Source organism: Corallococcus sp. CA054B (assembly GCF_003611625.1).
Taxonomy (GTDB): domain Bacteria; phylum Myxococcota; class Myxococcia; order Myxococcales; family Myxococcaceae; genus Corallococcus; species Corallococcus coralloides.
On sequence record NZ_RAVY01000239.1, the window covers coordinates 1 to 13,660 of the forward strand.

15 protein-coding genes are annotated in these 13,660 nt (G+C 71.0%); 7 read left to right on the forward strand and 8 right to left on the reverse strand.

What is annotated here, in order from left to right; all coding sequences use genetic code 11:
• The first annotated feature begins 67 nt into the window (after positions 1-67).
• On the forward strand, positions 68-403 hold the full coding sequence (locus tag D7V80_RS36145; RefSeq protein WP_120592421.1) for a ferredoxin: 336 nt from the start codon (positions 68-70) through the stop codon (positions 401-403).
• A gap of 46 nt (positions 404-449) precedes the next feature.
• Here D7V80_RS36145 and D7V80_RS36150 read toward each other — a convergent pair whose 3' ends face one another.
• From D7V80_RS36150 to D7V80_RS36160, 3 genes are all read right to left on the reverse strand, one after another.
• Positions 450-1,949 (reverse strand): S1 family peptidase, encoded by a 1,500-nt coding sequence (locus tag D7V80_RS36150; RefSeq protein ID WP_120592422.1) that lies wholly within the window; start codon positions 1,947-1,949, stop codon positions 450-452.
• A gap of 87 nt (positions 1,950-2,036) precedes the next feature.
• On the reverse strand, positions 2,037-2,753 hold the full coding sequence (locus D7V80_RS36155; RefSeq protein ID WP_120592423.1) for a Bax inhibitor-1/YccA family protein: 717 nt from the start codon (positions 2,751-2,753) through the stop codon (positions 2,037-2,039).
• Between the two features lie 74 nt (positions 2,754-2,827).
• Entirely contained in the window at positions 2,828-4,285 is a 1,458-nt protein-coding gene (locus D7V80_RS36160; RefSeq protein WP_370452601.1) for a hypothetical protein, read from the reverse strand.
• Positions 4,286-4,465: 180 nt separating this feature from the next.
• On the opposite strand from D7V80_RS36160, the gene D7V80_RS36165 reads away from it, so the two are divergent.
• The 6 genes from D7V80_RS36165 (at position 4,466) to D7V80_RS36190 (ending at position 8,890) form a co-directional block, all read left to right on the forward strand.
• Complete coding sequence (locus D7V80_RS36165; RefSeq protein ID WP_370452600.1) at positions 4,466-4,906, forward strand: hypothetical protein; 441 nt, start codon at positions 4,466-4,468, stop codon at positions 4,904-4,906.
• Between the two features lie 276 nt (positions 4,907-5,182).
• Positions 5,183-5,674, forward strand: coding sequence for a hypothetical protein (locus D7V80_RS36170; RefSeq protein ID WP_120592426.1), 492 nt, complete (start codon positions 5,183-5,185; stop codon positions 5,672-5,674).
• A gap of 24 nt (positions 5,675-5,698) precedes the next feature.
• Positions 5,699-5,884: a hypothetical protein gene (locus D7V80_RS36175; protein WP_120592427.1), complete on the forward strand. Its 186-nt coding sequence runs from the start codon at positions 5,699-5,701 to the stop codon at positions 5,882-5,884.
• Between the two features lie 18 nt (positions 5,885-5,902).
• Positions 5,903-6,514: a hypothetical protein gene (locus tag D7V80_RS36180; protein ID WP_120592428.1), complete on the forward strand. Its 612-nt coding sequence runs from the start codon at positions 5,903-5,905 to the stop codon at positions 6,512-6,514.
• Positions 6,515-6,524: 10 nt separating this feature from the next.
• The gene (locus D7V80_RS36185; RefSeq protein ID WP_120592429.1) at positions 6,525-8,267 is read left to right on the forward strand and encodes a hypothetical protein; all 1,743 of its coding nucleotides are present in this window, start codon (positions 6,525-6,527) and stop codon (positions 8,265-8,267) included.
• 74 nt (positions 8,268-8,341) lie between these two features.
• Positions 8,342-8,890: an isochorismatase family protein gene (locus D7V80_RS36190; protein ID WP_014397921.1), complete on the forward strand. Its 549-nt coding sequence runs from the start codon at positions 8,342-8,344 to the stop codon at positions 8,888-8,890.
• A gap of 25 nt (positions 8,891-8,915) precedes the next feature.
• Here D7V80_RS36190 and D7V80_RS36195 read toward each other — a convergent pair whose 3' ends face one another.
• From D7V80_RS36195 to D7V80_RS36215, 5 genes are all read right to left on the reverse strand, one after another.
• Positions 8,916-9,788, reverse strand: coding sequence for a metal ABC transporter permease (locus tag D7V80_RS36195; protein WP_120592430.1), 873 nt, complete (start codon positions 9,786-9,788; stop codon positions 8,916-8,918).
• On the reverse strand, positions 9,769-10,563 hold the full coding sequence (locus D7V80_RS36200) for a metal ABC transporter ATP-binding protein (RefSeq protein ID WP_120592432.1): 795 nt from the start codon (positions 10,561-10,563) through the stop codon (positions 9,769-9,771). The genes D7V80_RS36195 and D7V80_RS36200 overlap by 20 nt, the downstream gene beginning before the upstream one ends.
• Positions 10,564-10,576: 13 nt before the next feature.
• Entirely contained in the window at positions 10,577-11,449 is an 873-nt protein-coding gene (locus tag D7V80_RS36205) for a hypothetical protein (RefSeq protein WP_120592431.1), read from the reverse strand.
• Positions 11,450-11,453: 4 nt separating this feature from the next.
• A complete protein-coding gene (locus D7V80_RS36210; RefSeq protein ID WP_120592433.1) occupies positions 11,454-12,377 on the reverse strand; it encodes a metal ABC transporter solute-binding protein, Zn/Mn family in 924 nt (307 codons plus the stop codon).
• A 22-nt stretch (positions 12,378-12,399) separates the two neighbouring features.
• Positions 12,400-13,660: zinc-regulated TonB-dependent outer membrane receptor (locus D7V80_RS36215; RefSeq protein ID WP_120592434.1), on the reverse strand; the 1,261-nt coding region annotated here is incomplete at its 5' end.

A 13,660-nucleotide genomic window follows, 5' to 3' on the forward strand; every position in this document is an offset into this window, starting at 1 on the left:
GGCCTGGACGGTCGCCTGCTGAACGGGGGCATCGATTTCGACGCTCGGCCGCGTTAGGAGGCGAACCATGCCGCCTCCCTTCGAACGCCACGTCTTCGTCTGCACCAACCGCCGCCCGGACGGCAACCCCAAGGGGTGCTGCGCCACCAAGGGAGGGGAGGAGGTGCGGGCCGCCTTCAAGGAGGAACTCGACAAGCGCGGGCTCAAGCGCAGCATGCGCGCCAACGCGGCGGGCTGCGTGGACACGTGCTCCTTCGGCGTCTCCGTGGTCGTCTACCCGGAGGGCACCTGGTACGGCGGCGTGAAGGTGGAGGACGTGCCCACCATCGTGGAGGAGCACCTGGTGCAGGGGCGCCCCGTGGAGCGGCTCCTGATGCCCTTCAACAAGAAGGCGGAGCGCTGAAGGCGGTCTCCCTCCTCGCGCCCCGCCTCCTCGCGCGCGAGCTGTATCAGCGCGGAGCCCACTTCTGGTTGGCCGCGCCGGTGCAGTCCCAGGTTTGCAGGGGCGTGCCGTCGCCGCCGTTCCAACCCATCGCGGTCACGCACAGGTTGCCCAGGGGGTTGACCAGGTTGCCAGCGTCGTTGAAGGCGAACTTCTGCGCGTTCGTGCCGTTGCAGTACCAGAGCTGGAGGGGCGTGCCGTTCGTCGGGGAACTCCAGGTGACATCCAGGCACTTCCCGAAAGCGCGCAGCGTGCCGTCGCTGTGGAAGGTCCACTTCTGCGCGTTCGTGCCGTTGCAATCCCAAAGCTGGATGGGCGTGCCGTCGGCCGTGTTGGCGGAGGCCACGTCGATGCACTTGCCATTGAGCCCGACGATTTCACTGCCGCCGTTGGTCGTGAGCGACAGGCCGTAGGCGGAAAGAATCTCGTTCACCGGTTGGAAGAGCGCGACGCTGCCCCCCACGGGGCAGAAGCCCACGCCGCCCGACGTCACGCCCTGCGCCTGGTTGCCCCAAATCCACGAGCCGCCCGAGTCGCCGCTGTTCACGCACACGTTGGCGGCCGTGAGCCCGGACACGGCGCCTTCGGGGTAGTTGGCGGTGTAGTTCTTCGCCAGGATGACGCCGCAGCGCCACCCGGAGGTGGAGCCCGAGCGGCAGACGGACGCGTTGATGCCCGCCTCCGCGGAGCCCGCGACGATGGCGTTGGTGCCCGAATAGTTGTTGACCCACGGCTGCGGGGTCCAGTCCCAGCTGACCTGCACCCAGCCATAGTCGTTGCCCGGGAAGGACGTGCCGCGCACGAGGCCCTGGCCCACGCCGTTGTAGCCCCAGGTGAAGGTGTTCACCACGCCGCAGTGGCCCGCGGTGACGAAGCCTCCGGCCACGGAGAATCCGACGGAGCAGCGCCCGCCGTTGTTCATGTAATAGGGGTCGCCGCCGCGCAGGTCATACGCGAGCCGAGGCCGGTCGTGGGAGATGACCACCCGCACGGCGCTGTCCGCCGCGCCGCTCTCCGCGATGAAGCGCTCGGCGTTCACCACCGCCGCGTCCTCGGCGAGCACCACGACGCTGTTGGTGATGACGTCCACGTACCAGCCCTGGATGTCCTTGCTGGCCACGTCCGCGCCCCGGTCCAGCGACGCCTTCAGCGCATCCAGCTCCTTCTGCGTCCGGGACACCCAGCGCGGCTCGGCTCCGGCGCGAAGCGCGGCCCGCGCGCCCGCGGTCGTGGTGACGCCGACGATGAGCCGGTCTCCCTTCTCGCTCAGCCACGCGCCACCGAAGGACGCGCCCAGCTCATCACGCAGCGTCTGCTCCGTGCGCGCCGCGAGCGCCTCCGTCGTCAGGCGTTGACGCGCCTGCGCGGCGGAGAGGCCCAGGTCCCGCTGCATCGCGGTGAGCACCTCGGGAGAGACTTCCTCGGTCTGCGCGAGCGCGGAGGTGGGGAGGACCACGGTGGCGAACAGCGCCACCGCGGTCCGGACAGGGTGCGGTCTTCGGTACATGGGGGCTTCCTCAGGAAAGAGACAGGGCTCAGGCTAGAGAGCCGCCCCCTGCTGAAGCCATTACACGGCGTTACACCCGAGTTTCCATCAGTCGCGGCGGTTGCCCAGCAGGCGCAGCAGCGACAGGAACAGGTTGATGAAGTCCAGATAGAGGGTGAGCGCGCCCACGATGGCCACCGAGGTCGCGCTCTTGAAGCCCGTGCCCGCGTGGAACTCGCGCAGCTTCTGCACGTCGTAGGCGGTGAGGCCCGCGAACACGAGCACGCCCGCGCAGGCCATCACGAACGACACGGCGCTGCTCTTGATGAAGATGTTCACGACGCCCGCGATGAGGATGCCGATGAGCCCCATGAAGAGGAACGTGCCCCAGCTGCTCAGGTCCTTCTTCGTGACGGTGCCGTAGACGGCCATCGCGCCGTAGGTCGCGGCGGTGATGAAGAACACCTGGCCAATGGAGCTGGCCGTGTAGATGAGGAAGATGACCGACATCGTCACGCCGGTGAGCGCCGCGTAGCCCGCGAACATGACCGCGGCCACCGGGCCGGACAGCCGGGGCGCCAGGAAGGACAGGCCGAACACCACGCCCAGCTGCACCAGGAACAGGGCCATCCGGTTCTGCACCGCCACGCGGAGCAGCGCCTCATTGGCCAGCGTCACCATGGCCATCACGCCGGTGAGCGCCAGGCCCGCGAACATCCAGCCGTGCACGCGAGACATGAACGCGCGCTGCGACTCCTGCACCAGGACGTCGTCCACCGCGCCTGCCTGCCCGCTCTGCCAGCCACCTGAAGATTCCCACGCCATGTGTTTCGTTTCCTTTCGGGCCGGGGACCGCTTCAGTCCCGGCCTCTGTCTAACGAGGACCCTTGAAGGACGCCTTAAAGGGCCTTCCAGGCCAGCAAAAGCTTTGACGCAACTTCCGTCGTGATGAGGGGCAGCACGCCACCGCCGCCCACGATGTTGACGATCTCCGACATGGACCCACGGCACACCCCGCCCCACGCGGGTTGCTTCGCGAGCCCAACAGACGCATACGCCGAGTAATCCACGAAGAATGAGGTGGGCAGCACCTGGTTCGTGCCGCAGAGCAGGTGCTCCTCCGGCTGTGTGTCCACCACCTCCTGCACCACGAAGCCGCCGCCCTGCGTGTCGGCCGCGGCGCGCTCGCACAGCTGCTCCCACGTCTGGGATTCGCCGTAGGCGCCCTTCACGCGCTCCTCATAGGGCACGGTGCCCGCGGAGCGGCCGAGGAAGACGGCCTTGCCGCCGTAGTCCCACGCGCGCTTGAGCACGAACCTCGCGGGCTCCCGGGCCACGCGGGCCACGATGTCGTCCACCTTCGTACCGTCCGGATCCACGCCGGGCCCGTGGCGGAAGGGGCGCGTCCAGGGCACGGACTCGCGCGCCGCCTCCAGCTCCTCGGGCGTGAGGCCCGCGCGTTCGGCGAGCGCCGCGTCCGTCACCGCCTGCGACAGGAGCGCGAACGTCGTCTTCACCTCCACCTGCGAGGCGGGCGGGTTCAAGAACACGGCCTTCTTGCCCGGGACGACGGAGAAGAAGTCCTCCACCCAGGGGGCGGGGGTCTGCTCCAGCCGGCGCACGAAGAGGTGGCGGTAGACCAGGTCGTACTTCTTGCCGTTCACCGTGAAGGCGTCGTCGCCGGACACGTCCTCCGGGTGCACCACGTCCGCGTCCGCGCCGAACTCGCGGAAGCGCTCGCACAGCCAGCGCAGCTCTGTGATCTGCGCGTCGTTCTTGCGGCAGAGCAGCGCCACCGTGTCCGGCATCTGGCCGTCGCGCTCGGCCGCGTAGCCGTCCAGCAGCGCGCGATAGAGCGCCAGCGCGTTGTTGCCGTTGAGCGTGAGCAGCGACGCGAGCGCCTTCTCCGGATAGCGCACGTGCCGCGCCACCACTTCGATGAAGGTGCGCGCCGCGATGTCCGAATAGCCCTGCATGGCCGGGATGGTGGCGTTCACCTCCAGCGCCCAGGGCCGTCCACCGGACACGAAGTAGTCCACGCGCGTGGTGGCGAGCTTGCGGCTCGTCTCCCAGGTGCCCTGCGCCAGGCGGCGCTCCAGCGGCGACAGGGCGCCCAGGAGCAGCTCCGCGTCCGGGCCCCCGAGGATGGCGCGCGTCATCTTCATCGTGGCGGAGGCCAGCTTCGCGGAGAGGAGCGAGCGGCGCTTGATCTCCTCGGCGTCCAGGATGACCGGCGTGGCGGTGATGGGGATGGGCTGGGTGCTGCCATCCGGCTTCGTCACCGCGAGGCCGCGCTGGTAGGCGGTCTTCGCCAGCTCCGGTCCGAAATAGTGTGCCTGCCTGCGCAGGACATCCATGAGCTCGTGCACGCGCGGAACCTACGACCCCAGGGGCTCGTGGGTCCACAACCCGCGGGCCCCGTCGCGGTCCCCGTGTCCGCCACCTCGCCCTCCGGCCCTGGGCCAGGGCGACCCGGCTTGCACCGCGCGGGGAGGTCGCTTAAAAACAACTGAGTTGCTTTTCGAGACCGAGTGGACGTGAGCCGCCTCCGACGCCACCCCAGCACGAGTCGCTCCCTGCCGCGCCTGATGGTGCTGCCGTGGGTGCTCGTGTGCGTGCTGGTGTATGTGGGCAGCGTGCTCCACTTCGCGCTCGTGCAGCACACCACGTGCTTGGAGCACGGGGACGTGATGCACGTGGGCGAGGCGTCGTCCCACGACGGCCCGTTGGAGGAGGCGCTCTCCTTCGACGACGCGCGCGTGGCCCGGGCGCCGGAGTCGAAGGCCACGCCCCACGGCGGTGAGGCCCACTGCCACCACGCCTTCTTCCGCCGAGAGGCACCGCCTCCGGCCGAGTCCGTGCCCGTCCTGGCCTCGGTCTCCACGCGCTCCAGCCCCGCGCTGGCGGTGTTCCGCTTCCACGCGGCACCCGTCGCGCTGTTGAGGCTCGCGCCCAAGTCGTCGCCGCCGCGCGCCTAATCTCCGCCGCCGAAGCCCGCCGTCCTGGCCCCTCGTGCCTTCGTGGGCCGGGGTGTGCCGTGGCCACCGGAGTCCTGGGCCTGCGCGTTCCCGTTCGCTGAACGGATCCGCCGCACGCGCATGGAACCTCCGGCCACGGGCACGTGCTTCGTGCCGCGGTCCCACCTTCCAGTCCCGTCCGGTCCTTCGCGGCCGCTCCTCCCGGGGAGCGGTGTGCGTGCGGCCCGTGCGGCTGGAGTTCCCGCAGTCCATCCCCGTGTCCCTGGAGTCCCCATCATGAAGAAGAAGCTTCTGTCCGCCCTGCTGCTGTCCACCGCCCTCCTCGCCGCCGGTTGCGGTGGTGCCGACGAAGAGGAAGCCCACGCCGACGAGGAGGGCTGCGAGCACCTGCAGGCGGGCCCCGCTGCCGCCGTCACCGCCGCCGTCAGCGGCACGGGCCCGGCCGTGAGCAACGACCACAAGCGCTACGACATCGCGCTGGTGGACGTCGCTGGCGGCAAGGGCGGCGCGGTGTCCTTCGCCGTCTCCGAGGCCACCGACTACGTCCTCTACATGAGCGCCCCGGTGCCGGTGACGGTCACCAACGGCAGCGGCGCGACGGTGGAGTTCGAGGAGAGTGCCACCAGCTCCTCGCTCTGCACGGACATCAAGGGCCGCCACGTCGTGCCGCTCACCGTGGGCACGCACACGCTCACCTTCGGTCCTTCGACCCTGTCCTCGGTGTCGCTCGTCATCGAGGAGTCGGGCGAGCACGACCACGACCACTGACCCCCTCTTTCACCGGAGTTCCCCATGGGTACCTTCCAGCAGTTCCTCGACAGCGAGGACAAGCCGTTGTCCCCGCGCGTGCGCTCCAAGCTGGTGCGCGCCGTCAACGCGTTGCTCACCAAGGCGGGCGTCACGGCCGTGGACGCGAAGGCGCTCTTGGGCGACGTGCCCGTGCGCGTGGGCCCCACCGTGAAGAAGGCCGCTTCGTAGCGGAACGAGAGGCGCCCCATGTCCAAGAGCTCTTCTGGCAGTGCCGCATCCCTGCTCCCCTGCGACGTGCGCCGCGACGGCGACCGTCTTTTCGACGTGGCCATGTGGTGCCTGGGCCAGGACGTGCGTTGCCCGGACGGCAACGTGCTGCTCCGGCACGGGCTGGTGCGCGAAGCGCGTCCGCCGGGCGTGGAGGGACAGAGCGCGTACCAGGGACGGCTCTTGGACGGGGGGCGCCTCACGCTGTGGGGCTTCGGAGCGCTGTGCGAGTCGTGCGGCGCCGCCATCTTCGTGCCGCGCGATGGCTTCGTGCCCCGGTGGGTGGAGGAGGCGCGCGGCTCGGCCTTCCGGGTGGAGGACGTGGGCGTCCGGCGTGATGTGGCCACCGGGCCGGAGCGCAGGGCGGCGCGGGCGGGGCTCGCGCGGCTGGCGGACTGGCTCGCGGAGTACGAGGCGTGGGTGGCCCGCGACGTGGGCCTGGCCTGGCGGCGCGAGTGTCTGGCGGCGCGGCGCAAGGCATCTCCCATCCCCGCCGAAGAGCTGTCGACCGCCTGGAGGCGGCTGGCCGTGCGCGTGCGCGCGACCGACGCCGTCGTGCAACACGATGCCGCTCCGATGACCGGAGCGTGAGGAGGACACCATGCTGGCACGTCTGTTCAGAGCCGATGCCCCGTCGGTCCACTCCCACGTCGCGTGGGAGGACCTGCCGGATGAAGCCCTTCCCACGCCGCCGCTCCAGGACGGACTGGGAGACACCCACCTCCAGGTGACGACGCAGGTTCCTTTGGCTCAGGCGTACTTCAATCAGGGCCTGCGCCTCTTGCACCTGGGCTGGGCGCTGGAGGCCCGGCGCGCCTTCGCGGAGGCCGCGCGGCAGGACCCGACCCTCGCCATGGCGTGGTGGGGGCTCGCGCTCGCCCGGGGCGTGGGGCAGCGCTTCACCGCGGACCGCGCGGAGGCCATCCGCAAGGCGCTGACGCTGGCGGAGGGCACCACCGACATGGAGCAGCGGCTGGTCGTCGCGGCCAGCCTCCTCGCGGACAAGGGGCCCGCCAATGGCCGGCATGCCTTCGTGCGGGAGATGGAGTGCCTCATCGACCGCTTCCCCCAGGAGCCCGAGCCGCGCCTGCTGCTCGCGGGCTTCCTCTTGGATGGGTACGAATCCGATGGGCGCCCCGGACAGGGCCAGCCGTACGCGCAGCTGCTCCTGCGCGACCTGCTGCGCACGCACCCGCACCACGCGGGCGTGCACGTGGCCTGGGTGCAGGCGTGGCTGCCCAGCGCCCGGCCGGAGACGGCGTTGGAGAGCGCGGAGCTGCTTCCGTCGCTCGTGCCCGCGGGGAGCCCCGCGCTGCTCGCCGCCGGACGCCTGCTGCTGCGCGTGGGCAAGGCGGTGGAGGCGAACCGCATCCTGGAGTCCGCGGTGACGGCGGATGACGCGTACCTCGCGCGAGAGTCGCTGCCCCTGGAGGTGGCGCCCAGCGCGGACACCGCCCTGCGCCTGCTGAGCGAAGGCTGCGTGGAGGTGGGGCAGTACCGGGGAGCGCAGGCCTGGGCGCGCAAGCTGCGGCAGCGCGTGGAGGCTTCAGGAGGCCGGCCGCAGGCGGTGCTCTTCGCCGCCACCACGCTCGTCGCCGCGCACCTGCGCTTCGGCTTCAGCCGGGCGGCGGCGGAGGTCCCCATGGAGCTGGGAGACGCCGCCACCGTCGCGGAGGCGGGACTGCGCGACGCCGTGCGCCTGTACGCGAAGGGCGTCTGTGCCCTGGAGACGGGACGGCTGGGCGACGTGGAGCGCGCGTGCGCCAACCTGGATGCGCTGGTGGTCACCTTGTCCGAAGCGCCTCGCTCCGAGGGCCGCGCCCTGTGCGCTCGCGACGTGGCGCGCACGGTGGAGGTGGCCGCGCAGGAGCTGCGGGGAACGCTGGATGCGCGCCGGGGCGACTCCGGCCGGGCGGAGGCCGCGCTCACGCGGGCGCTGCGCCTGGAGCGCCGCCTTCGCCCCGTGGGGCCCGCGCTCTTCTGCCGGCCGCCCCGTGAGACGCTGGCCCGCGTCCGCCTGCGCTCCGGCCGCGAGGAGAAGGCCCTGGAGCTGGCGCTGGAGCGGGCAGGGGAGCGCCCTGGCTGCGGCCACTGCATGCTCCTGGTCGCGGAGGCCCACGTCGCCTGCGAGTGCATGTCCGAGGCGGAGCACGACTTCGCCGTGGTGCTGGACCTCTGGCGCGACGCGGATCCGCACCTGCCGGGCCTGCAACGCGCACGGGGCTTCGCGGCCCGGGGCCACCGGGGGCGCACGGCGCTCCGCCGGGTGCCGGACGTGGCATCGGTGGACACGGCCTCCGTCCCCCGGGGTGGAGAAGCGCCCTGGACCGTTCACGGGGCCTGAGCACGCACGCCGCCGCGCTTGACTGGAGGCGCGGCCTTCGCGTCACTAGGGGGCATCCTCCAAGGAGCCGCCCCATGCCGTCGTTCCGCCTGAAGCCCGAGCAGGCCGCGCTGCTCGTCGTCGACATCCAGGAGCGCCTGTGCGCCGCGATGGACCGCGACGCCCTGGACCGCATGCTCGCGCGCACGGGCGCCGCCGTGGAGGGCGCGCGCGCCCTGGGCCTGCCTGTCATCGTCACGGAGCAGTACCCGCAGGGCCTGGGCCGCACGCACTCGCTGCTCAAGCTGCGCCTGGGGGAGTTCAAGCCGCTGGAGAAGCTGGAGTTCTCCGCCGCCGTTCCGGACGTGCTCTCCGTGCTGGGGGACCGCAAGCAGGTGCTGATCACCGGCATGGAGACGCACATCTGCGTCTTCCAGACGGCGCGCGACCTGGCGGACAGCGGCCGGGAGCCGTGCCTGCTCGCGGACGCGGTGCTGTCGCGCTCGGAGGAGGACCGCCGCGTGGGGCTGGAGCTGTGCCGCGACGCGGGCGCGCGCATCCTCACCGTGGAGTCGGCCCTGTTCGACATGCTGGGCCGCGCCGGCACGCCCGAGTTCAAGAAGGTGTCCGCCGCCGTCCGCTGAAGCAGGGACGACGGCGGAGCACCGCTCACGCCCGGCGCGTGAAGGGCACGCGAATCAGGCGCACGAGCATCATCAGCAGCACCAGCACCCCGGACAGGACGGTCTGCGAACCGCCCACCGGGAAGTCGTAGAAGTACGCGAACAGGTACCCGCCCGCGCCCGCGATGCCGCCCAGCACGGTCGCCGTGAAGAACGTCCACGGCAGCCGCAGGTCCAGCACCAGCGCGGCGATGGCCGACAGCGTGGAGAACGCGAAGACGGGCAGGGCGCCCAGGGCTCGCGCGCACACGCCCACCATGATGCCGATGGACACCATCAACACCGTGTCCAGCAGCTTCACCGGCAGCCCCTGCACGGTGGCGCCAATGCGGTCGAAGCTCACGAAGGCGATGCCCCGGAACCACCACAGGTTCAGCACCATCAGCACCGCGCCGGCCACCGTCACCGCCTGGAGTTGATCCGGCGTCACCAGCACCGCGGTGCCGAAGAGGATGCCCTGGATGTCGTGCGCCTCCTGCGCGATGCGGTCACCCACCAGGATGGCCGCGCCGCCCGCGAAGGCGAACGCGCACCCCAGCAGGCTCTCCCGGGACAGTCGCAGCCGCGCGGGCTCGATCATCAGGAGCAGCGTGGCCGCGACGGAGAGCACCACCGCGCCCACCAGCGGATCCACGTGCACGCCCAGGTGGATCTCCGCGAAAAAGGCCAGGGCCACGCCCAGGCCCGCGGTGTTCGTCACCGCCGCGCTGACGAACACCATGCGCCGCAGCACCACGTAGACGCTGAGGAAGCCCAGCACGCACCCGGCGATGAGCGCGCAGAGGATGGGGTCGCGGAACAGCTCCCAGCCCGCCTGGAACTGTTCCCACTTCGAAGGCTCAAGCAGGGTTGTTTCCACGGTGGGGTCCCTGGGGCGCGCTGTGGCAGTAGTCGTCGCCGTACTGGCGGCGGAAGGCGGGGTGGCAGAACACGGTGCGCGCATCGCCCATGACGAAGCAGCGGTGCTCGCGGTCCACGAAGAGGATGACGTCGGCGTGCTCGGCGGCGACGGACAGGTCGTGGCTCACCACCACCACGCCCAGGCCGCGGTCATGCGCGAGCGCGCACAGCCGCAGCATCGTCTGCTTCTCCGCCACCGCGTCCATCGCGGCGGTGGGTTCATCCAGCAGCACCACGTCCGCCTCGGTGGCGATGACCCGCGCCAGCAGCGCGCGCTGCTTCTCGCCGCCGGACAGGTCGCGGAAGGGCCGCTTCGCGATGCCGCGTGCTCCGGCCGTGTCGAGCGCCGCCTCCACCTTCTGCCGGTCCGTCTTGCTGGGGAAGGGCCGCAGGAAGTTCCACCCGGACAGCCGTCCCCACCCGGTCAGCTCCCGCGTGTGCACGGGCAGGAGCGAGTCGATGGCGGACATCTGCGGCACGTAAGCGCTGCGGATGTGCGGCGCGCCCAGGGTGATGCGGCCGGACACCGGAGGAATCAGCCCCAAGAGCGTCTTGAACCAGGTGCTCTTGCCGGAGCCGTTGCGGCCCACCACCGCCACGAACTGGTGGCGGCGCACCACCAGGTCCATGGGCGGCAGGATGTCCTTGCCCCCGTAGCCGATGACGAGCTGCTCGCACTTCAGCAGCGGCTCGCCCGGCTCCGGTGGCGGGGCGGCGCGGTGGCCCCGGTCCAGCTCCGTCTCGTGATCACCGTGAGCCACGGTTCACCTCCGCGGTGGGGCTCAGCCCTGCAACCTTTTCCAGAAGCGCGGTGCGCACCGCCGCGTTCGCGGGCGCGTCCAGGTCCACCACGCCGTCCGTGCCCACCGTCGCGGCGGACCAGTCCACCGCGTCGAAGAGGGCCGGCGTCAGCTCCAGCTTCAGGCCCAGCGCCACGCGCGGGTCATTCTCACGGTCGGACGGCACGTCCAGGTCGCCGGTGAGCACCGCGACCGGCGTGGCCTCCGCGCCCGTCACCGTCGCGGTGATGCGGAAGGGCAGGGCGCCCGCGAAGCGCGCCGGGACGCGGCCATCGCGCACGCTGCCCGTCATCCGCAGGCCCGTGACGGCCCAGCGCCCTCGGGACAGCGTCGTCTTGCCCAGCTCACAGGCGGGTTCGCAGGTGAGGTCGCGGGTCTCGGGCGCCAGCAGGTCCAGCTCCGCGTCCACCGGCAGGTTGGCCACGGTGACGATGGTGCTGCCACCGCCGCCCAGCTCCGCCTGGATGTCCTCATAGTCCACGAGCGCCCCGGAGTCGCTGTGGCAGTGCCCGTTGTGGCACAGCGAGTAGCCCGGCGGCGGCGAGGACGGGTCGAACGTCGTGCTGCCTCCGCCACCGGAGCTGGCCAGCAGGTCGATGCTGCCCAGGCTCACCGCGCCGGTGTCCATGCGCAGTTGGAAGTCGGACGCGAGCGCCTGGTAGCCGTCGCCCGCGTTGCGACCGGACACCGGCGTGTACGCGGCCAGGACGGAGGGCTCCAACACCGCGAAGCCCTCGCCCTCATCGAACGCGCACCCGGCCACGAGCGCTACGGGAAGCAACCAGGCGTTGGAGAAGATGCGGGAGGAAATGCGCTTCATGGCGTCATTCCCCCTTCCCGGCGAGGCCCTTCTCCAGCCTGCCCACCATCAGCTCCAGGCGCTGCACGTACGTCTGGCTGGAGCGGAAGTCGGTGCCGCCCGGCAGCGTGACGAGCGCGGCGGGAACCTTCGACGCCACGAGCTTCGCGATGTTGTCCGGGTAGTAGTCCTCCTTGAGGACCAGCTTCACCTTGTTGGCCTTGCCCTGCGCCAGCACCTGCGCGACGTGGGACGGGTTCGGCGGGATGCCCGGCTTGGGCTCCAGGAAGGCGATGGTCTTGAAGCCCAGCCAGTCCTGCAGGTACGCCGTCGTGCGGTGGTACGCGATGACGGGCACGCCCTTGAAGCCCGCGAGCCGCTTGTCCCAGCCCGCCTGCGCCGCCTGGAGCTCCTGCGTGAACTTCGCGAGGTTGGCCTTGTAGGCCGCGGAGTTCTTCTCATCCAGTTGCGACATGCGCGCTTCGATGGCGGCCGCCACCTTGAGGGCCTGCCGCGGATCATAGAGGTAGTGCGGGTTGCCGCCGGGGTGCACGTCGCCCTGGCTGCGGTCCACCTGTCCGGCGGGGACCTCCTGGAGGCTCACGAACCGCGACGCGTCCAGGTAGCCCGCGTTGCCGGTCTGGATGCGGCTGTTGCGCGCGCCCAGCTGGAGCGTGGGCAGCCAGCCGATTTCCAGGTCCAGGCCCGCGGCGATGAGCAGGTCCGCGCGGTTGAGCGCGAGCGCCAGGTTCGGCTTGGCGTCCACGAAGTGCGGATCCTGCGTGGGCAGCGCGAGCGCGGTGACGTCCACCTTGTCCCCGCCCACGGTCTTGGCCAGCGCGGCCAGGTCCGGGAGGGTGGCGACGACCTTCAAATCCGCGCGAGCGGGAACGGCGGTGAAGCTGACGACGGCGGCGCACAGGGCCGCGAACAGGCGAAGGGAACGCATGGAAGGGCTCCGGAAGAAGGTGTCAGAACGCATGGGCACCGTGGGCGCCGGTCACGACTTCAAGGGCGAGGAAGGCCGAGTAGTCCGGCGACCCGCGCCAGCCCACCCGGTCCGTGGCGGCCTGCAGGCGCAGGCGGGAGAACTCCGTGGGCCAGAACGTCACCGCCGCGGTGATGCGCTGGCGGTCTGAAATCCATTCAGGGTCGAGCGGATCATTCGCCACCCGGCCCTCCAGCGTCTTCGCGGCCGAGCCGAACTCGTAGCGCACGCCCGTGGCCCAGCGGTTGGAGAAGCGCCACACCGTCTGCGCGTAGCCGCCCCAGTCGGACAGCACGTCCTCCGGCACCTGCCGGCGGCGGTAGAGCACCTCCGCCTGGAACACCAGCTGCTGCGAGCTCTGCGACGTGATGGGCCGGAACTTCAGGTACACGTCCGTGCCGTAGATGCTGGTGTAGTTGCGGTAGCCCGTGGGGTTGGGGCCCGTGGCGGCGGACAGGCCCCAGAGCAGCGACAGGTCGTCCGACAGCGGGAAGAACTGCTTCACCGCGCCGGTGAGCTGGAAGTCCAGCGGTGACAGCACGCGCTCGGCGGCGGCGCCGAAGAAGCTGCGCGCGGTGGCCTCGCCCGTCGCGTCGGTGGCGCTGCCAATCACCTCCACGTACCAGGGCAGCGGCGTGAGCCAGGAGCCCTCCACGCCCAGGCCGCGGTTGCCCTCCGCGCCGAAGTAGCGGCTCATGATGAAGGGCTGATCCACGAAGTCCCACGCGTGCGGGTGCGTGGCGTTGATCCGGCCGAAGCGGGTGAGGAACTGGCCCGCGCGCACCTGGAGGTTGGCGGGCAGGTCCAGCGTGGTGACGTACGCCTCTTCAATCTCCACGCCGAACTGGCTGAAGACGATGTTGCTGTCGAAGCGGAAGTACGGGTCCACCACGGAGCCGATGGACAGCTCCAACTGCTGGAGGTTGAAGCCGTTCTTCGTCGGGTCGTGGGCGCCGCCCTGCAGCGGCTCCTTGTTGGAGAAGGCCGCCAGGGCCATGTCCAGGATGAAGCTCAGGTTGAGAAAGTTGGTGCCGCCGGAGATGGCGTTGGGCAGCTTGAGCGGCGTCACGCCGGAGTCGTTCGTCGCGGTGGGGGACACCGGGGACGTGTCGCCAGACGGCCGCGCGCGCGTGCTCGTGTCCGTGCCCAGCGCCTTCTCGATCTCCTCCATCTCCTCCGGGCTCAGCGCCGGAGTGTCGCCGGAGGGCTCCGCCTGGCCCGGGGCAGGGGACTCGGAAGGTGGG